The organism is Baaleninema simplex PCC 7105 (assembly GCF_000332355.1).
Classification (GTDB): Bacteria; Cyanobacteriota; Cyanobacteriia; order Cyanobacteriales; family Geitlerinemataceae; genus Baaleninema; species Baaleninema simplex.
In genome coordinates, this window is the sequence record NZ_KB235958.1 from 712,601 (window position 1) to 732,588 (window position 19,988).

The window sequence follows — 19,988 nt, forward strand, 5'->3', positions numbered from 1 at the left end:
CAAATAGGTAATGGATAATTTATTCGGTCGAGTCAGCGATGTAATTCGTCGTGTTCCAGGGCGAGCGTATCTGCTATTGGCGGTGCTGATTTTTGCGGCGGCGAATTCGGTCACGCGACGCCTGACTGAGTTAGGGGCGCAAAATTTAATTGACGGTCGAAATCCAATTTCGTTTTGTAACGTTCTGTTTGTCGGAAATCTTTGTGCGTTACTTGTGTTGAGTGTCGTTTATAAAGATCGATTAAACGCGCGATCGCTCGCCGAACTCTCTCGTGAAATTTGGCTGAAATTGTCGGTTGTGGCGGTGTTATCGGGGGCGTTAGCACCTGCTTTGATTTTTATGGCGATCGAGCGAACGTCGGTGAATAACGTTATTCTCGTGGGACGACTCGAACCGCCGTTAGCGTTAGCGCTATCGGTTCTCTTTTTAAAAGAACGACTCAACAAATGGGTAGTTTTGGGGGCGATCGTTTCCTTTGCTGGGGTCGCACTGACGGTCGTTCTCCAACCGCCGACAGACGACGCGATTTCGATGGGAAACATGATGTCGATCGGACGGGGGGAGGTGATGGTGGCGATCGCAGCGGTGGCGTTAGCTATTTCGACGACTATCAGTCAAGCCAATCTCGCTCGCGTTTCGCTGGGACTGTTTACACTCGTGAGAACGGCGGTCGGAACGGCCGTTTTCTTTGCGATCGTGATGGTTCTCTTCGGTTGGTCTCACTTTATGGATATCTTTTCACCCATTTTATGGAGGTGGATGTTCGTTTACGGTGCAGTTATCGTCGTCGGCGGACAACTTTGTTGGTTTCGAGGTCTTAAAACCACTCGCGCGTCAGAAGTTTCCCTCGCTAGCTCGTTTAGTCCGGTTGCAGGAGTTTTGGCTGCGTATTTTATTTTGGGTGAAGTGCCGACTTCCGCTCAGTATATTGGTGGAAGTGCGATTATTTTGGGAATTGCACTCAATCAGTTTGGAGTTTGGAAACAACATCAGGGTGAAGTCCGAGAGCGCTTAAAGAAAGAGCGAGATATGGAAGTTGGCTTCAAGGGAATTTAACTTTAAAAAATCAAGACCAAAATGTGGTTTTAATTGACTTCAGAAAATTCAATTCTTCACCGAGTAATTTCTTGAGTTGAATTCTGTTTCAAATCAAGAAACTCACGAGATCTTAAAAATACAAATCAACTGCAATGAATCGAGAAGACAACAGAGCTTTAGGCCAGATCGATCCAAAACAATATTTAAAGATTCAACCTTTTTTGAATCGAGGTAAGTCTCTAAATTTTACCATATTGGATTTTTGGCAGTGGTCGAGTTCTAATTTGCTGGAAAATACGATTCGCGGCGTTTTAGCTGAATTTATCGTGGCGTCTGCTCTCGATGTTAAAACCCCGGTTCGGGTTGAGTGGGACGATCGAGATGTGGAGTTCGAGGGATTTAAGATAGAAGTTAAAAGTGCGGCATACGTTCAGGCTTGGGAACAGGAGAAGCTCTCAGATATTAAATTTTCAATTCAACCGAAATATCTCGATACAACTCGTCTCAAAGCCGGATGTCCAAACATAGCCCAGCGACGTGCCGATCTGTATGTTTTTTGTGTGTTTTGCGAAACGGATTTCGATCGCATCGAACCTCTGGACGTTTCGCAATGGGAGTTTTACGTTCTCGACACCGCAACGCTCGATCGAGAAGTGGGATCGCAGAAATCGATCGGCTTGAATTCCCTCAAACGCCTCGATCCGACAATTGTGGAGTACGATCGCTTGAAACCCACGGTGCAGGAAATCGTCAGATCGATCGACCGCAACCCTCACTAAGTTGAAGTTCCACCATGTTTTTCTTCCTCTCTAAACTCCTCCCGCTGTTCGTTTATCCGCTGGGATTGAGTCTGCTATTGATGTTAGCGTCTTTGGTATTGCTGTGGAAACGTCCTCGGTGCGCGGCGTTTTCCGTTTTCCTGGCGTTCGTGGTGTTGATGGCGGGGGGGAATGGATGGGTGTGTGCGGGATTGGTGCGATCGCTCGAAAGTCAGCATATTCCCACTGAAGAACTTCCCACCGCTGAGGCGATCGTGGTGTTGGGGGGTGCGACGCGATCGCCCTCGCCGCCGCGTCCCTGGGTGGAAGTCAACGAAGCGGGCGATCGTACCCTCTACGGCGCAAAACTCTATTTAGATGGGAAAGCCGAGTACGTGGTGTTGTCCGGCGGACGCATTAGCTGGCGGGGCGAAGTGGGTTCGGAAGCCGAAGACATGGCGAAAATTGTCGAAGCGATGGGGGTTCCGTCAGAGCAAATTTTGCTCGATCGCACCTCTCTCAACACCCATCAAAATGCCGTCAACGTCAAAGAAATTCTCGAGGAACGGGGAATTCAACGGGTTCTTCTCGTCACCTCTGCGTTGCATATGCCGCGATCGCTGCGGGTGTTTAAGAAGCAGGGAATCGATGCCATCCCCGCCCCGACGGACTTTCTGGTGACAGACGCCAGCCTCGCCGCTATGTCTGACAGTTGGGAGGCGATCGTCCTTAATATTATGCCCGACGCTCAACGACTGGCTCTGACGACTCGCGCCCTCAAGGAATATGTGGGAATTGTCGTGTATGGGTTACGCGGTTGGCTTTAGGGCAATCGATCGTTGATAATGCACAGAGGTCGGGCGTGTGTTGATTAGTGAAGAGTGGAAAGGAAAAAGGGTAGAGTGAGAATTCTTGACTCTGCACTCTACCCCCTTAACTCTTCCCTGAAAGACGCACACCGCCCCTCGAAGGTGGGGGCAATGAAAGAAATGCAATTACGGAAATGGATATTTTTCTCTGAGATTTACAACTAGCCCTTGCTCCGATTGAGTTGAAGTGGATGTAGACAGATTAGAACTCGAACTTGAATTTACACCAGTAACCTTATTTCCATCGGAATTGTTGTTAGCTGAAGCGGGTTTCCATGTTGTGTTACTCAATAAAGCAATACTCGCAGCCAGGGAAGAAACGCCCATACTCACCCCTATAATTCTTCGGGCATAGCCTTTGCCCGGTATTAAGGAAAATCCTAGAAAATCGATAAATGGGCTGCTCCACTCACTTTTCGTAAAAGACCTGCTAAAGGTTAAGTTTGCGACTTCATCAACCTGATGCGATCGAGAATACACTGTACCATCGATATAGGATAATCCTGGGTTGTTGGGATCGTCCACGATGCCCCTTTCGACCCACACTGCATCAGTCAAATTATCACTGCGGCTTAGCGAACGAGATGCATCTCCCGTGTGTTCGATACGAGTGAGGGTGACGGTTTCGCTGGCCGCATCGTAACCCGCGACTATCTTGGAAGCTTCTGCCGTTCGATCGATTAACTTGGAACCCTTGACAGCCATTTTACCGATATCCCATGCCGCAGTTCCTAAGTCAATGCCTATAGAAGCTAGCCCAAAGATACCAGAGGCAAAGCCTAAGTTTTGAATTGTGTCACTTCGGTTAAGCCCTCGGTTTTCATCGTCGATCGCCATAGAATCAGCAGCAATCCCAAGCGTATCGCTCACCAGTCCCAAACTACCTCCCAGCAAAGCCAACCCTGCTGCTCCAAGAATTGCCCCTGCTCCTGTAGCAATACTGGCGATCGCCAATCCGACAACAATGGCGTCGATGATGAACGAAAAGATGTTCAGTCCCAGATCCCACCCCGTACTGAAGTGACCTGAAGGATCCATCAAATTCAACGGATTTCCATGACAGTAAAGATAAGGGTTGATCCCCCCGCCATTGAACGGACTCCAGGTGTCTGCCGATGCGAACAATCCTAAATTTGGGTTGTACGTCCGAGTCCCATTTCCGAGATGATACAGGCCAGTCGAGCGATCCTTGAGTTCGCCGTTAAATCCAATTCTCGAATTACTTTCTGGATTCGCTCCGTATGGAGTATAGGACTGCGTCTTAACCTCTCCTGTCGACTCGTCAAATACTGAGATTGTCGAGTTTTGGGAATTCGCACCTAGAAGTCGTACGTCTCCAGAATCGATTTCAGCAATAGGCATTCCATTGTGAGATACAAAAATTGTGGAGCCATTGTCCTCTCGTTCCAATGCAACCTGCTCTGCGACATAGTGGCGAACGGCTTTTGTGCCACTCGGTTTGTCTGTTGCAAGAAGATGTTCGTAAGGATCGTAACGATAGCGAACTGTTTCTGTGCCATTGTCGATCGCGCGAGCCAATCGCCCGGAAGTCGTATACTCCATTGTACGACCTGCTCCATCATCGATCAGGTTGCCGTCAGCATCGTACCGAAATTGTAATTCGGACGGATAAGAAGGATGTGTGTTTGCGATCTTGCTGACCTGTCGGTTGTCAGCATTTTCATAGAAATAGGTGGCGACGTTGTTACTGCGATCGCTAAAATCTGTGGTAACCGATCGCATATTATCCAGTAAATCGTAGGCGAATACCTGAGTTGTTATCGCGAGTCCGTATTCGTTCTTGGGTAAAAGTGCATCGTGAGTGGCTGTCGCCGTATAACGGAGTAAGCGGTTTTTGACATCGTAGGTAAAGTTTTCGGTGAGCGTCTCGCTCTCGACCCTATGGATACGTTCGGTTATCTTATTTCCCTTATCGTAAGACAGTTGTATGCGGCAATCGTATAGGGTCTGACTGTTACTATTTTTGAGGACAATATGACGTTCGGTTTCGCGACTGAACTCGTCATACGTGACTTCAACAACTTGCTGTTCTCCCGTAGCATTTTCAGTGGTATTGGTCTGCACTCGACCAAAAGCATCGTACTGGGTGGTCGATCTTACGCCGTTCTGTTCTGTGGAGATCGGGCGACCATACGAATCATAGCTATATGTAATTTGGGTCAAGGGAGAATTTTCTGGACCGATGCTAGTGCTGAGTCGAACTCCGGCTAACGTATGAGTAGCACGAGTAGATGTGGTTTCGTTTGGTGTTACTGTTTTATCGGTAAACACCGTCTCGTTTAGCAAACCCGTAGTCGAATATCGATAGGTGTAAGTTGCATTCTCGTTTTCCACACTGATTAGACTACCAGTGGGATAACCACTAAGTGTCTTGTGTGCGAAGTTAAATACGTTGTTCGCTTGAGTTGTACTCCCCGTGTAAGTGGTCACGTTTTGGGGTTGAAGGTTTAACTCTGGAAGGTATTTGAAGTCGATGGTATTTTGGCGCGGTGTCGTAACATTGGTGGGATAATCTTGAGATCCGTTATAAGCGAAGACAGTATTCCGACCCCCAACTGTGCGACCGGCCGTGCGACCTAAACCATCGAACTTTTGTTCGCCCAATGTATAAACTGGAGTGCTGCCTTGTGATAAATCTGCAATACTCAGTTTTTCAATCAGCGCTCCCTGCGACCAATCTGCATATTCTGTTCGATATTCATTTCCGTCAAATTGTACGGCACGAACGACTCGGTCGAACGAATCGTATTCTAAACTTGATGTCTGATTAGTTGTTGTTTGGAAACTTTTTTTGCGACCAAATCCGTCGTACTCAATTGTTGCCGTACTGTAAACGCTGCCATTGCTATACAGACGTTCTACTTTTATGGGTTGTTTGGCTAAATTATAAGTTGTCCGCACTGAAGACAACGAGGAGTCTCCACCGCGATCGAGTTTCAAACCTTCAGTTAGTGTTAAGGCGATCGGATCGAACACACTGGTTTCAATACGCCCATCACTATGCCGAATTTCAGAAATTTTTCCAAAATTATCGTAAATATAATTCTTCGTATTGCTGAAACAAACTTCACCGTTAGAGTAATCCCGATTGACCTCAGTGATTTTCTGTCCGAGGGAATCGTAAGAAGTTTTACTCATCTCGCAAAACGCACCAGTGTCGTCCTGCATTTCCTTCGTTAAAGTACGTCCGAGACCATCAAACCGAACGCGGATACGAACTCCCATTGCATCGGTCGAAATGACTTGACTTTGCGTAATTCCTTCCGATTCTCCTACAAATTTATATTCGTGGGTTTCCTGTGTTTCGTATGGCGTCCCCACTGCGGAAGTGGTTTTAACGACCCGACCTAAAACATCGTACTTCGTATTTGAGATAACGCCATCGATATTGACCTGCTGTAGCACAAGTGCCGTACTATCGCAGACCGTTTGGCTGCTACTAGCGGTCAGTCCGTCGAAACCTGTGACTGTTGAAGCTTTGCGGGTGGCTCCATTTTCTTGAATATAATCTAAGGACTGGATTAAGGTTTTTCCAGATTTAGCTTTAGAAAGTGTTTTGAGCAACCCACAGCGAAAATTATTCGGATCGTTGTAATAGTCATAGGTTTGTAGGATTGCTCCGCCATTAGAGGTTTCGGTATGCTTGACGACAAAATAGTCCCCCGGTACAGATGGCAATCGAGGAATTGAAGTAAAGGTGTACGACATCACCTTATTGGTCTGCGACAAACCTGCAATCGGTGCGGGAACGATTGTTTTTTGTTTGAGATATCGCACAAAATATCCGAATGGTTCTGCCGGACATTTTCCCGATTCTCCAGCCTGGGGATAGTATTCGTATTCTGTCTTAATTCCAGTTCGATCGATTTGCGATCGTATATTTCCGTATTCGTCTGTTGTGAGTTCGGTACAGATCGTTCGACTGTCCCCAGTATCGGTAAATTCATAGGTCGTGCTGACTTTATTCGGTAACCGAAGATTGGCGGGTTGGTTCTCAAAGGATTCTCCCGGTATTTCGTTATAAGTGGTCGTTTCTGTTACTCGAGCATTGCCTCGCTGGGTGACTTCTTCGGTCTGTAAGTGAAATTTATTGAAGGTATTCTTGGTGTAGCTTAGAATGTCTGTATCGTTGTTAGGATTGACGACTCTTTCTTCACCCCAGTAACTATAATTTCCAATAGCGAGGTACAGGTTATCAATTCCTTCTCGATAACCGCCGTTTACTGGATACCCTAAGAAATTACTACCCAAACTGTACTGGTAGGTTTTACGAACGATCGGCTGATCGCCTCCAGGATACACCGTCCATTCACGGACGTTGGGAATATATATCCCTGTATCTACAAGATGACCGTCCCGATTGTACGCGATCGTATCTATATCACCGACCGGAGACACCACCCGCCGAATAACTGAAAAACCGTAAATGTCGTCGTAATTGAGTTGAGTACCAAATTCACTGTAAGATATGACGCTGGGATCGTAGGGAAGACTAATCGTCGTTAAATTTTCATTGGTAAATGCAAAAGTCACTCTTGCTGTTTTACCTTCTGAAGTTAATGTATCGGCGTGTCGAATTTCTCTCCCACTGCTTTGATAGGTTAAACTAAGAAGCGTCGTCCCGTCTGCATTGGTTATTGAAGTCAGGTGGCTGGTAGACAGATCGTAATGGTAATGGAATGTTTCTCCACTTTCCAAAATCCATGTTGTAGTTTGATAGGGAGAGACATCGCTCACTTTTGTTAGAACTTCTACAATGCCATTTTTGTAAAATACTTGAATTTCTTTATCTCCAGACCGAACGGCAACTGTATCTTTAATTTTCTTATCTTTGAATTCGATCGGTCCGCTATTCGGTAGATATTTGGCTTGATAGCTGGTTCCATCGAACAATCGTATCGTATCTGTTTTGTCGTCGTATACACTGTTACAGTTCAATGTCCAGCCTTTACCATAGCCAATGTTAGTGGTACTGAGTGCTGAAAATGTTAAAACTATATCCCGAGTCTGTTTCGGAGCCGATCGCGGATGCAAGGTTGCCAGTTTCAGTGTAAATCCATATTGTCCAGTACGCAGATCGACTTTTCCAGTTAGGTAAGAACTGAAATTAAAGGCATTGGAATAAATATTGGTTGCCATTTCGAGCGATCTCCTAATTTTTACAAAATTATCTCAGTCATGTGTGTTCAAAGAGTAACGCCACTCTCACTCGTATCTTGAGCGAACAGAACTCGATGATTGAATAGCTGTTTCTACCATCGATAGATAGTTTGAGTTCGCTATCCGTTGGTTAGTGAGAGAGTATTGTAGTCACTGTTGGCGGCCGCACGGAGAATAAATTTGTGAGTGCAGCCGTAGTTATCAACAATCGTCCAAGAAAGATTATTGCTATAAGTAGGACTGGTACTTCTACCTGTGATTAAAATACGTAATGCTCTCATGTAAGAACCACTAGAGCTTAAGGGAATATTAGCCCCAGAATTATGACTCGATCCATATATATCTCCCAAAGTCAGCGAGGTAACATCTTTCTTAATTGCTGCACCATCTCTAACAGAGCTATCAATAACTTTAGCAAAACAAAATTCCAGCTTAGAACTCCGATAACCCGCTCCAGAAAAAGATTCTTGTTTGACAGTTAGATTTGGTAGAGTCCAGTAGTAAATATCAACATCGTAAGATTCATCTTTGCTATATTCGTAGTTGAAAGCATCGTCTCTGTTTAGTTGAAGACGATCCACTGTAATTTTGTAGGGTGCTGTCGGAGTAACCTTCAAATATTGATTGTAGCTTGCCATATTGGTGGTATACTTCGTACCCTCAATCATAATCGTCCCCATAAATTGACGTGAAGCGGTGTCGGTTGTCCTCAAATAGCGTACAGCAACATTTGGATTAGAATCATCATAGGTCTGAATCGGATGTGTTTCCTCTGGAGCTTCATCGAGACTCCTTCGCGCAAAAGGCGCTCCAGAGTACGAACCTTCAGTGAATCCATTTTGTTGTGTATCGGAATACCAATTAGGAGGTAAAGGAGCATTTATATTTTCAGACCGTTCAGCGACTCTGATGCTGTTCTTTTCTTCTGGCGTCAAATCTACGTAATTACCATCTACGGTTTTCTGTGCGATGACTGTTACCGATAGTTGTTGATTCCCATTAGAATATAGATGCTGATTAGGCCCGGTAAACTCAATTTTAAAGCTGGTCAATTTTGTGACAGACATAATGAAGTCCTCCTAATTTTACCGTTGTGCTGTTTTGTGGGGCTTTTCCAAAGTTGCTCTGTAAGAAATTGTTGAAGCCATCATAGAGCTGGACTTTGGGTTAAAATTCATGAGGTAGAGAGCCGAACTCGAGAAATACCTTTTTCAATAGAGAATACAAGTCTCGATCCTCCATGCCAATCTCGACAAAAACTAGAGTCAAAACTTAGTTTTTATGGATTTGAAATCCATAATTAGGGCGAGCAATATTTTCAAAAACTTCAACAGTGAATCTGTCAGCATATTCGCGAAAATCTCCAATAACAATTCGATTGTAAAACTCAGCAATTTTGTCATTGACAAAACGAGAAAAAAACTGATTGATATGAGGATACTCTTCTACAAACTTTATGCAAGCACTTCTGAGTGCTGTGGCAAACGACCTCAACTCTGTTTCTGACAAAGGCTCTAAAATAGATAAAGAACCGTCATCATTTACTGTAGAAATATCAGTGAGGCGGTGAGAGGCTTTGGGGATAAAGTAGCCCCCATCAGTAGACGGAAACAACATATCTTGATAAAACTCATTTCCTTGAAAAAAATAGGGCGTTATAAATTGCATGATATATTTTCGATCGCTTGCAATGAATGGAACGCATTCACGATAGCGTTCTAGACAATGAACTTGTCCCACCCAGGGAGAGCCACTAGCATTTTTAAACAGTGCGTCTATTTGATATGGTTCGAGAAACATAATTCACTTTTCCTTCAAGATTGCTTGCGAACGAGGCTATAAGTATTAACTTTACCTACCAGATTCGGAAGATCGATCCATTTTTTCCGTTTTGAGTGTATCTGAAAAATGCAAATCTAAATGTGAATCCATTAGATACAAGTTTTTTGTACTCGATCGATCTGTTGTTAGGGTTCGCTGTCGCTCTACTCAAATTGACCTTTAATTTCCTGTGTTCCCTCAGTGGTGCAGAAAACTTTTCGAGATCGGGGATTGACAAAATACATAAAATATGGATTTGAAGTCGAGCCAGATCCCCGGCATCTCCAAGATGCCGGGGATCTCCGGCAGCCATTTACCGATCTGGGATTTTGCGGGCAACCCTTTAATACGGCGAGATCTTTTCTCACAAGGGTTTCAGGACTTTTTTGCACCAGTAAGCCTGTGTTCCTACCTAGCAGATTGCATTCAAGCATCAGTCAACTTGAGAGTATTATGGTCGTTCTCGGAATAGCAGCGATAGCTATGGACGCATCCATAGGTGTCGGTTATGGTTGTACTGATATATGGCTTCTCACCGGGAGATACATAAGAATAACCATCAGCACGAGAGCGTACTCCGCGAATATAAATACCAGCACTGTAGAGTCGAACATTTCCTGACTGCTGCGTAATAAAGTCATTCACATCGAGTGAAGTCACGTGAGGTTTTATCAGACTATTACAGATAGCCGGAGAACTGCCAGAGAGGTAAAATGGGTAATGCTTGCTAAAAAAGACGTTCAAATAATCTGAGAAACTCTGACGTACAACCTTGAGACCAGAAGGAAGAGTCCAATAGTAAACATCTATGTCGATATGCTGACCTTTAGAAACTTCCTTGTTATAAGCATCATCTCGTTCGAGTTTTAAGTTCGAGACTTGAATTTGATAGGGAGAAGACGGACTGACACTGATGTACTGATTAAAGTCCGGCATATTCGTCGAATATGTGGTTCCTGCAACGACAATCGTTGCCATGAACTGGCGAGAAGCTGTCTCCGTGGTTCTCAGATACCGTATGGCCACATTCGGACTGTTATCGTCAGCTTTGATGAAATCTATGTTTATGGGAATCGGATCGAGACGCTCTTTTACAGAAGAGGTTGCTGAAAAAGCTCCTTCTGCATATTCATTTTTTTCTGTATCGGAATGCCAGCCTGGAGGGAGCGGTGCATTAACATTTTCCGATCGCTCTGTTACTTTAATGCTATTCTTCTCCTCTGGCGTCAGATCCACGTAATTACCATCTACGATTTTTTGGGCGGTTACGGTGACCGATACCTGTTGATTTCCATTGTAGTATAGATGTCGATTAGACCCGGTAAACTCGATTTTAAAACTGGCTAATTTTGTGACAGACATAAGCTCTCCTTGCTTTTCTATGGTGTTCCTTTTCTGTGGCGTTACTTTTGGTGAATTTGAAACCCATAATTGGGCGGTGCGAGATTCTCGAAGACTTCGATCGAAAATTTGTCGGTATAGTCGCTAAAATTCTTGACGATGATTTGGTTGCAAAAATCAGCCATTTTGTCGTTCACGAAACGAGAAAAAAACTGATTGATATGGAGGTACTCTTCAACAAATTGTATGTAAGAACGACAGAGACCTTCTGCAAACGATCTGAGTTCTGTTTCTGATAGAGGGTCTAACATCGACAGATTGCCACTACTTTCATTGACGACAGAAATGTCGGTAAGACGGTGAGCTGATTTAGGAATGAAGTAATCACCATTTTTCATGGGAAACAACATATCCTTGTAAAATTCACTCCCCTGAAAAAAATAGGGCGTTATGAATTGAACGATATATTTTCGATCGCTTGCAATGAATGGGACGCATTCACGATAGCATTCTAGACAGTGAACTTGCCCCACCCAGGGAGAACCACTCGCATTTTTAAACAGTGCATCTATTTGATATTGTTCGAGAAACATAATTGACTTTTCCTTCAAGATTACTGGTGTGATTTACAGAGATGTGTCTAAGTTAAGTGTCTGTGAGTAACTGGCGATCGTTATTAGCTGTTTTTCGCTATATCGGAATGAAAATTTCGATCGCAGCCGTTTAATTCTTGTCAGGGAGAGGGTTCGATCGATCTTTCGAGTTGAATTCTACGATTGGTAGACTTTTAGCTCATAAAATCTCCCAAACTCAAACCTTTCAAGATGTTTAAGACTTTTTTCTAGCTAAGAATCTTACCTTAGTTTGACAAAAGAGAGTTTAGTTTAAAACTAAACTACATCTCTTAAGAGCAAGCTTCACTGAGCTTTTTCGCTTTGAGAAATTGCTGACTTTGCTACGACAAATGTAGCTTTCGGATACAAAAAACTAAACTTCGACAGGTGGATCTCAAAAATGTAAATTTATCAGATCGGAGTCTCTGCATTGAATTGAGCTGTTATTGGGTGGAGCGCGAAACCCAACCTCCCTCAAACTCATAGGTTTACATCCATTGAGATACATTCAGCTTCGATCGCTGAAATACTCAGTATCATGTTATCTGGACATAACATCCAGAAAACCCATTTAGGTGGTAGTTTTCACCACAAGCTTGTTAAATTTTGCTGCCATGCTTTAAGCAGGGTTCAAAATTCAGATTAGATTTTTGTGTTCTACCAGATCGGGATTCGATCTTTACATGATTTTTCAAGTATTTAATCTTTTCGCTGGACTTGTCTAAGGAGAAGATTAACTATAAACTCCATCTGAAAAGACATTTTGTAATTTTAAACTTCTTTTAATAAGATTATACGTTTGAGTAAAATCTTCTCTTGTCAAAAGTTGAAAAATTTTTCGATCTAGAAAATTTGGAAAAACCATATTTGTTACACTTCAAATCTATGCGTGCCAATCTATCATGGCAATTTTTCGATGTCATGAGTAAAAATACTTATTTAGATTTTCATATTGTTTGAGATTGAGAGTCAGCTCGTTATATAAATCATCTGAAAGCTATATTGACTTAGGGTTCAGCTTTGTCTAGCTTCTGATTTTTTACAAATTGTAAATCACTTTATTTTATAAAAAAATAAAATTTTATGTATGAATATAAATATTCTGTTATAAAGCACTTCAAGATGAGTATCTTCAGCAAGATAAGCCAATCAAGTCAATAAGCTGCCAAAAAATGCCTTTTATTGCAAAAGTTTTCAATGGCTTATTTTCTATAGCAATCTCACTTGATTTGTGGGAAGAATCACAAATTGACTTTGAGGTCAGCCACACTTTTCATAGTGTTCACTGAGGTGGGTGATGCTTTCTCAGTTTTCCTTATCGAGCGCTCGACCTCAACGATCGGCAGGGTGCATCTCAAAAATGTAAATTCATCGAATTGGGCGCACTCAATTTCCAGATCCCCGGCATCTCCAAGATGCCGGGGATCTTATACCGGAAGTGCTAATCGGGAATTTTGCCACCCCAAACTGATGTTTTTGCAAAAGTGAGATGCACCCGATCGGCACTCTCTTTTCCCAGTTTTGTCTAAACTTTAGATGAGTACGTCAACCACTTTTCTCGTTTTTACAACGCCAAAGGTTTCGGCGGTTCAATGCAAATGAGACTTGCACCTTCAGGAGCCACTTCTTTCGGTTTTAGCATTTCCCACTGACGAAATGGAATTTTGGCTTTTTTCAACAGTTTTACTTCCCATTCGTAAGATGCATATCGCTCGTTGGTTTCAACGATCGATTCCATTTCTTCTATCACTTGTGGTAATCGCTCAAAAACTGCTTTGCGACCTTCATCAGACACTCCAAAAAATCCCTTTTTAATTTCAGATTTTTCCATCACTGAAGCAGGTAAAGCTTTTACCCAATCATCAAAGCATAAACCCAGAGCTGGTAATTCATCTCGAAACTGTTCAAACACAGTATTTTCCGTCAGAGACGGATTTTTCCATTGATAAATTTTGGTGAGTCGAGATAAGTTGGTGATTCCTTTGAGTTCGGGATGTAAATACATCAAAGGATTAGAAGTTAAAAGAATATCGATATATTTTTCGACACGATCTCGGATTTGCAGTTTACCTTCTTGAAAGCGACGCAGTGCTGTATCGTACTCTCCGAGTTCTAAATAGCATCGGGTTTCCGCCAAGTAAGCAAAACATAGTGTTAAAAGATATTCGTCACTAATTTGGCTTTGACGTTCTAGCTCTTTGTCTGTAAGTTCTGTATAGACGTGTTCGGCTTCGAGAAAACGGTTGATGGCTTGTAGCGCACTGCTGCGTCGATTGCTTTGTTCTGCCATAGAAAAGGCATTTTGTGCCAAGTCTAACGCCGCTCGAAAGTTTGCGTAGAAACTGAGATCGATTTTCTCGTCAATTTTTTCGAGGGATTCTTGAACTTTTTGCAAACGTCCTTCAAGAGCTTTAACTTTTTTGTAAATAACGGCAAAACCCAGAACTGAAACCCCCAGCGTGAGCATACTTCCTGCTGTTGCAAAAGTTACCATATTTTGAAGCTGACTGACTTGGGCGCTAATCGCTCCTAATCGCTGTTGTGTGACAATTGTATTTCCGGCTGCTAAAGCCAGTTTTAGAACGCCTGTCGGTTCGACACCGGACAGCATTTGTAAGCCAGATTGTGGCGTTACGCCTGTTGCATTGGACGCTTCTTTTAGCCACATGACGACTCGTCCAGCGTTGTCTTGAATAACGCCCCCATTGCGAACGAGCGTTTCCTTTATCAGACCTTCAGCGATCTTAGCGGGAATATCGAAGGTTACGTCAAGTGATGCCATGAGTTGTTTTTGTCGGTTGAGGCTGGACTTGAGAGAAACTGACTCTCTCTAATCTCTCGCTGAAAAATCGCGATTTTTACGGAACGGCGACGGTTTTGTAATATTACGTTACAAAAAAGGCGTTTGGAGAATTGAGAAGCGTGAGAGAGTAAGTTTTCTAATTCTCGTTATCTCCTCACTGTATCATTTTCTTGCCTGGTAAGAAGCAAGGCGATCGCCAGAATACCCCCCTTGCAATCTAAGCTCACATTACTGCCAACTTCCAATCAACAAAAACGGCGACCAAACCCCAGGGTGGTTGTTTTCCAAACTATCGATCGCCTTCAATTGCGCCTGACGTAATGCTTCGGCTTTCGTCGTTCCCGGCGTTCCCAATTGGCGGTAAAACTCCTCAACCAAAGGAACTGTCGCCGAATCGTTAATAAACCACAAACTCGCTAACGCACTTTTCGCCCCAGCCCGCACAGCAACCCCCGCAATTCCCAACGCCGAACGATCGTCGCCTGCGGCGGTTTGACAGGCACTCAATACTAACAGTTCTAACGGTGAAAGATTGCCCGCCCCCGAAGTCCGACGCGATCGCAACAACGCATCCATCTCTTCAATGGTGATGCGATCGTCGTACGCCAACAAAAACGTACTGTCAGAATCGACGCCGAACTTCCCATGCGTCGCCATGTGGACGATCGAATAATTCTCCTCGTTCAAGCGATTCTCGAAATTCTCTACTGTAAACTCGTCGTTCAACAGTGCCGTTCCACCGATAATCTCCTGTACGCCTTTCACTTCAGACTCGACACTGTTGAGGGGCGCAAAAGGCGGTACTTCCACCGTCAACCCCACGATGAGGGCGTTTTTGCGCGTTAACTGGCTCTCGGAAGCGGTGGTTAACTGCAAACTCGGCGTCGTCGCCAAAGCATATTTTTCCACGAGGAACGATTCGCCGTCGTACAACGCCGCCACGGGAGTTTTCCGCAACACGCCGTCTTGCACGAAGACTAGGGTTTCTGGGGCGATCGCGGCTAAGTCAGCTTCCAACGGACGTATCAGTAAATCGTACAACCGCGTGGCTTCGGCTAAATATTCGTTGGTTCCCCGTTTTTCGAGGAGGCTGCGGAAGCGGTTGACATCCTCTCGTAATTCCTCGGCTGTGACTGATACGCTGTAGTCTGATAGGGTTCCGTCGGCTTGTTGCAGTAAAATCACAGTGCGATCGGGCAAAATAGCTGTGTAGACGACTGCTGCGTTCGGATCGGCGAGGCGTCCGTCTTCTAAGAGGATCGACTGCGATACTTCTACACATTCGTCACCGAAAAAGTTTTGCAACTCTGCCAGTTTCAGCAGTTCGAGTACGTCGAGAACTTCTTGAAGTTTCTGCTGTTTTTCACCGGGGGTATCGGGGTTTAACAGCAAAGCCACAAGTTCCCGGTAGACGGGATCGACGGAATCGCGAAAGTCGAACTGTACGTCTTGACTGGTGGCGATGATGTCGCTGCGGATGCTTTGTAAGGTGGCGATCGCGTTGCGATAGGCAGTCAGAGATCGAGATAATTGGTTCGTGGCGTTGTAAATGCGTCCGGCTTGCCACTGCCAGCGATAGAGACTGTCGGAAGCGTTCACCTGCTGGGCGGCGAATTGGGCGCGTTGGGTGAGTGCGAGAGCTTTCTCGTATTCTTGGTTATTTTCGTAAGTTTCTCCGAGAGTGCCGAGGGCGAAGGATTCTGCCCGTCGATCGCCAATCTCGCGAGAAACGGCGATCGCCTGTTGCAAAAGCTCGATTTTAAGCGATCGCTCGGTAGTCTCGTCGAGATCGACCGCGAGATCGATGGACGCGAAAGCCTTGTGGCGAGAGTTGGGTTCGCGGGCTAACACCTCGAGAACGCGCGATCGATTGGCTTCGATCTCGCGAGGATCGGGATCTTGAAACTCTTGCAACAGGCGATCGTAATTCAATAACGCTCGAACCTGCGTCATCCCACCAATGGCTTCGCTGGCGGCGACACTTCGATTTACCACCTCTAACATCGCGGCGATATCTACATCGATCGCCGTCTCGAGGCGTTCGGCGTCTTCAAATTCCCCTTCCGAACGCGCGACGCTGGCTTGATAGCGGTAGCGACGAATGCGACTGGCGTAGACATTCCCCAGGTTGTTGAGAGCAGTGGCGACGAAAACGTCCAGTTCGAGGGGTCTAGCGAGTTCTAAACTGGTTTCGTGGGCGTCGATGGCGTCTTCGTATCGTCCCAAAGTCCAGTAGGCGTTACCCAAGCTGCCGTAAATCGCGGCTTGCGTTTCGCGATCGCCGGTGGCTTCGGCTAACGTCAGGGCTTCTTGCAACAGACGGATCGCCCGTTGGTGTTGTCCGAGAGCATCGTAGGCTTGGCTTTGTTCGGTGAGGAGTCGGGCGATTTGTCCTTCGGTATCTGGCTGCGATCGCGCGATCTCGAGGGAGCGTTCCCAGTGGAGTATCGCATCTTGAAGTCGTCCTAATTTGTGGCTGGCGGTGGCGAGATTGCTGTGAAGGATGGTGAGATCTGGGGGACTGAGGGGGAATTCGAGGGCGTCTTCCCAAAGGTCGATCGCCTGTTGGTAATCGCCGATGCGGTAGTGTTCTAAACCGCGATCGACTAAAGTAACGGCAGCATCCGACGGGGTTTCAGAAGAGACGTCAAGCCAAGTCGGACGAGATTCTACAGCAGCTTGCGTCAACGGTGGAACGCTCCACGCCATCAGACAAGCTAATGAGACGAAACCGGACGTGCGAAGCAAGTGGCGAACAAACAACATCGTCAATACAAAACAAATAAGTTGGGTCTTTAGTTGAATTCGATGCGATTTTGCAAGGTTTCTGCACTCACTCCGACCGCAAAACCGAGATAGCGATCGCTTTCCTCCAAGCGTATAGCAGTCACGTTGGATAGGTTAGAAAATAATCCGTCGTCTGAAAAGCGATCGAAATTATTCTCTAATACCGCGCGATCGAGGGAAACGGTTTCAAACCTTAAATCGTCTACCCTCAACCCGTCTGTCAGCAGAATGCGATCGCTCCGTTGAAAATCCACCAACCAATCGGCGTTTTCGGGACGAGTGCGGCGTCCGTCAGCGATCGCGACATCCCCCCGCAATACAAACATATCCGAACCGTCACCTCCTTTGAGTTGGTTCGCCCCGCGATCGCCGGTTAGAGTATCGTCACCGTCACCCCCTTCGAGGCGATCGTTCCCGCCTCCCCCAAAGAGCATATCGTCGTCGTCGTTTCCCAAAACGCGATCGTCGCCGCGATTTCCATTGAGAATATCGTCGCCGTCGTCTCCAAACAAATCGTCGTCGTCTCGTCCCCCGAGAATCGTGTCCTCGTCGTCGCCGCCGTAAATTCGATCCTCGTCGCGGTTTCCAAAAATCAAATCCTCGCCGCTGCGTCCCCGTAACAGATCGTCACCGTCAAACCCCGAAATCGTATCGTCTTCAGAACTTCCCCGAACGTTATCCGAATCGTCGTCTCCTCGAAATCTCCGAGTTGTCGAATCGACAAACCGCACGTTCGGCTCTTCGATGACGATAACATCGCGAATTCCCGTTTCCAGTGCGTCGTCTGAAATTCCCACCCCCGACTCAAAGACGAATCCCGACGGCGAAGAAATGCGCGTAAAGTTGCCTTGAGGGTCGATAACGAGAATATCGGGTTGCGTTCGGCGGACTTCCTCCACCGAACCCACATCGAAGAACAGTTCTGCGTCGCCGAAGGGATTGTCGATAATCGGAGGCGTGACGAGGCTGTTGGTGACAGTGGTACGACTGGGGGGATTGACACCGCCGATATTGACGGTGAGCGCACCGCCGTCTACGGAAACGAAAACATCGCCGCTTCCGAAGGAAAAGCCAGATCTCGATACGCGCATGGTGGGTTGTGGCGAACTCGATACTTTTATTGTAGGAACTGGGATTTGGGATGTGGGGCGATGGGGGTTTCGGGTCGAAGTATGAAAAAATATAACAATTTTAGGAATTTTCCGTAAAATAGTCTAAAAAATACCGAGATATTGAACGGGGTATTTTTTAAGTTTGATAAAACGTCAATTTTTGCAAAAAATTCTTACAGCAATCAACAACTTCACAAAATAAAAGTAATTTTGTTTTATACTGACTCCAGCTATTATCCCAACAATTCAATATGACTGCCTTCGATACAACGCGCCGTCATTTGCTCAAAGGAATTGCACTTGCGACGCTCGGTTATCTTGCCAAAGATTATTTGGCGATCGCTCCGGCTCTCGCTGGAGATTTAGCCTTCAACGACTCAGAAGAATTTGAAGAGACTTATCATATTTTTGTGCCTTACATTCCGGCGAGGCGTGGTGGGAAGCAAAACCTAATTCTCCGTTCGGGGGAAACCGTTGAAATTTCCATTCCACGCCGCACGACGGAAGGGCGACAACTCGTCTTAGAGAAGGCTGGATTAGAGGGAAACGACATTACAATTGTCTGTCATACCCTCTACGATCGCGAAATCCGCATTGCCGATCGCATTTACGAAGAAATCGAGAACACTTCGTTTTTGCAAGACGCCAGTAAATCCAAGTGCAAAATGGTATACGAGCAGATCGAAGAAGCTCGGTATATCAGCGATTTAACCGCTCTCGGATTGCTCGATTACGTCATCGATTCCTCAAAACTGGAAGACGAGGTAAAAGATCGCTATTTGCTGGCGAGTACCAATTCGCGGTTGCTGGGAATTCAACAGGCGATCGATTTCACCCTCGCAACCTCAAGTCTCTCTCAAAAAGAGAAGAAACAGATTTGGGGGACATTTGCTTACGTCCGCGCCAAAGATCCTATTCCCAACTTCAAAACTTTAAAAGATTTAGACTCGATTGTTGCTGCATCTGAACTACCCAGTGAAATCAAGAATTTCTATACTATTTCAAGCGCGAATTCCCGAGGATTGACAGTAAATTTAATCCTCGTTAAAGCCATCTCAGAAAGTTCTCGTTTAACGGAAATTGAAAAAGAAGGATATCTGGCTATTTACCAACTCGTTCGTGACGGAAAACCCATTTCTGAAGAAGTCGCCCCTCTCCTACAAGACCTCGATGAGTTTATTCTCAACGCTGATATTCCCAAAAACGCGAAAGTCGTCTATTCCGTAACTCGTCAAGGTGATGTCAGCGACAGCAAAGACTTATCCGAAAATATTGCCAGCTTCTTGCAAACTGTAAGAGATACCAATACCTTAAAAGAAGACATCCAAGATACTTACACAACAGGAGCGAATCTCGTTCCGCAAACGACACGCTTCCTGTCGAGCATCGGAGCAGAAACCGCCACCGGAGTCAGCTTGAGTAGCTTATCGGGTGCCGCAGCCACCAACGCCACCTTAGCTACCCTCGGCGGCGGTTCCGTTGCAGCAGGAGGTTTGGGAATGCTCGGTGGATTAGCCGTCGCCACAGGCGGTGCAGCACGGGTGCATCCCAGTTATGCAATAAGCAAAAATGCTTACCCTTAAAGAGCAGCATAAGAGCTAAGCTTTGGGCAGTTCATAACGAAACCGGTCAGACCCATGGATGCATCTAAGCAAGCCCGCCT

General features: G+C 45.5%; 12 protein-coding genes. 4 read left to right on the forward strand and 8 right to left on the reverse strand.

Features of this window, described 5'->3' with window-relative positions:
* Positions 1–10: 10 nt before the first annotated feature.
* The 3 genes from GEI7105_RS0105095 (at position 11) to GEI7105_RS0105105 (ending at position 2,624) form a co-directional block, all read left to right on the forward strand.
* Positions 11–1,057, forward strand: a complete 1,047-nt coding sequence (locus GEI7105_RS0105095; protein ID WP_017659408.1) for a DMT family transporter — start codon at positions 11–13, stop codon at positions 1,055–1,057.
* Between the two features lie 236 nt (positions 1,058–1,293).
* Positions 1,294–1,818: a hypothetical protein gene (locus tag GEI7105_RS29125; RefSeq protein WP_144053671.1), complete on the forward strand. Its 525-nt coding sequence runs from the start codon at positions 1,294–1,296 to the stop codon at positions 1,816–1,818.
* Positions 1,819–1,832: 14 nt separating this feature from the next.
* Positions 1,833–2,624, forward strand: a complete 792-nt coding sequence (locus tag GEI7105_RS0105105; RefSeq protein WP_017659410.1) for a YdcF family protein — start codon at positions 1,833–1,835, stop codon at positions 2,622–2,624.
* A 168-nt stretch (positions 2,625–2,792) separates the two neighbouring features.
* Here GEI7105_RS0105105 and GEI7105_RS0105110 read toward each other — a convergent pair whose 3' ends face one another.
* The 8 genes from GEI7105_RS0105110 to GEI7105_RS38245 form a co-directional block, all read right to left on the reverse strand.
* Positions 2,793–7,826 carry an RHS repeat-associated core domain-containing protein gene (locus tag GEI7105_RS0105110; RefSeq protein ID WP_017659411.1) on the reverse strand — a complete coding sequence of 1,678 codons (5,034 nt, stop codon included), beginning with the start codon at positions 7,824–7,826 and terminating at the stop codon, positions 2,793–2,795.
* Between the two features lie 140 nt (positions 7,827–7,966).
* Positions 7,967–8,914, reverse strand: a complete 948-nt coding sequence (locus GEI7105_RS36720) for a hypothetical protein (protein WP_144053672.1) — start codon at positions 8,912–8,914, stop codon at positions 7,967–7,969.
* A gap of 205 nt (positions 8,915–9,119) precedes the next feature.
* On the reverse strand, positions 9,120–9,647 hold the full coding sequence (locus tag GEI7105_RS0105125; RefSeq protein ID WP_144053673.1) for a hypothetical protein: 528 nt from the start codon (positions 9,645–9,647) through the stop codon (positions 9,120–9,122).
* Positions 9,648–10,094: 447 nt separating this feature from the next.
* Positions 10,095–11,030 (reverse strand): hypothetical protein, encoded by a 936-nt coding sequence (locus tag GEI7105_RS0105135; RefSeq protein WP_017659416.1) that lies wholly within the window; start codon positions 11,028–11,030, stop codon positions 10,095–10,097.
* A gap of 41 nt (positions 11,031–11,071) precedes the next feature.
* Positions 11,072–11,602: a hypothetical protein gene (locus GEI7105_RS36725; protein WP_144053674.1), complete on the reverse strand. Its 531-nt coding sequence runs from the start codon at positions 11,600–11,602 to the stop codon at positions 11,072–11,074.
* 1,585 nt (positions 11,603–13,187) lie between these two features.
* Positions 13,188–14,405: a hypothetical protein gene (locus GEI7105_RS0105145; protein ID WP_026097447.1), complete on the reverse strand. Its 1,218-nt coding sequence runs from the start codon at positions 14,403–14,405 to the stop codon at positions 13,188–13,190.
* Positions 14,406–14,654: 249 nt separating this feature from the next.
* Positions 14,655–17,192, reverse strand: a complete 2,538-nt coding sequence (locus tag GEI7105_RS0105150) for a CHAT domain-containing protein (RefSeq protein WP_071591971.1) — start codon at positions 17,190–17,192, stop codon at positions 14,655–14,657.
* Positions 17,193–17,221: 29 nt separating this feature from the next.
* The gene (locus GEI7105_RS38245; protein ID WP_017659420.1) at positions 17,222–18,304 is read right to left on the reverse strand and encodes a calcium-binding protein; all 1,083 of its coding nucleotides are present in this window, start codon (positions 18,302–18,304) and stop codon (positions 17,222–17,224) included.
* Positions 18,305–18,576: 272 nt separating this feature from the next.
* Between GEI7105_RS38245 and GEI7105_RS0105165 the strand changes: the two genes are divergently transcribed.
* Positions 18,577–19,908 (forward strand): hypothetical protein, encoded by a 1,332-nt coding sequence (locus GEI7105_RS0105165; protein ID WP_017659421.1) that lies wholly within the window; start codon positions 18,577–18,579, stop codon positions 19,906–19,908.
* Positions 19,909–19,988: the final 80 nt, after the last annotated feature.

What these genes read in the sequence shown, in the direction of transcription:
- GEI7105_RS0105095 (WP_017659408.1), top strand. Translation starts at nt 11, where the DNA reads ATGGATAATTTATTCGGTCGAGTCAGCGATGTAATTCGTCGTGTTCCA.
- GEI7105_RS0105105 (WP_017659410.1), top strand. Translation starts at nt 1,833, where the DNA reads ATGTTTTTCTTCCTCTCTAAACTCCTCCCGCTGTTCGTTTATCCGCTG.
- GEI7105_RS0105110 (WP_017659411.1), bottom strand. Translation starts at nt 7,826, where the DNA reads ATGGCAACCAATATTTATTCCAATGCCTTTAATTTCAGTTCTTACCTA.
- GEI7105_RS36720 (WP_144053672.1), bottom strand. Translation starts at nt 8,914, where the DNA reads ATGTCTGTCACAAAATTGACCAGCTTTAAAATTGAGTTTACCGGGCCT.
- GEI7105_RS0105125 (WP_144053673.1), bottom strand. Translation starts at nt 9,647, where the DNA reads ATGTTTCTCGAACCATATCAAATAGACGCACTGTTTAAAAATGCTAGT.
- GEI7105_RS0105135 (WP_017659416.1), bottom strand. Translation starts at nt 11,030, where the DNA reads ATGTCTGTCACAAAATTAGCCAGTTTTAAAATCGAGTTTACCGGGTCT.
- GEI7105_RS36725 (WP_144053674.1), bottom strand. Translation starts at nt 11,602, where the DNA reads ATGTTTCTCGAACAATATCAAATAGATGCACTGTTTAAAAATGCGAGT.
- GEI7105_RS0105145 (WP_026097447.1), bottom strand. Translation starts at nt 14,405, where the DNA reads ATGGCATCACTTGACGTAACCTTCGATATTCCCGCTAAGATCGCTGAA.
- GEI7105_RS0105150 (WP_071591971.1), bottom strand. Translation starts at nt 17,192, where the DNA reads ATGTTGTTTGTTCGCCACTTGCTTCGCACGTCCGGTTTCGTCTCATTA.
- GEI7105_RS38245 (WP_017659420.1), bottom strand. Translation starts at nt 18,304, where the DNA reads ATGCGCGTATCGAGATCTGGCTTTTCCTTCGGAAGCGGCGATGTTTTC.
- GEI7105_RS0105165 (WP_017659421.1), top strand. Translation starts at nt 18,577, where the DNA reads ATGACTGCCTTCGATACAACGCGCCGTCATTTGCTCAAAGGAATTGCA.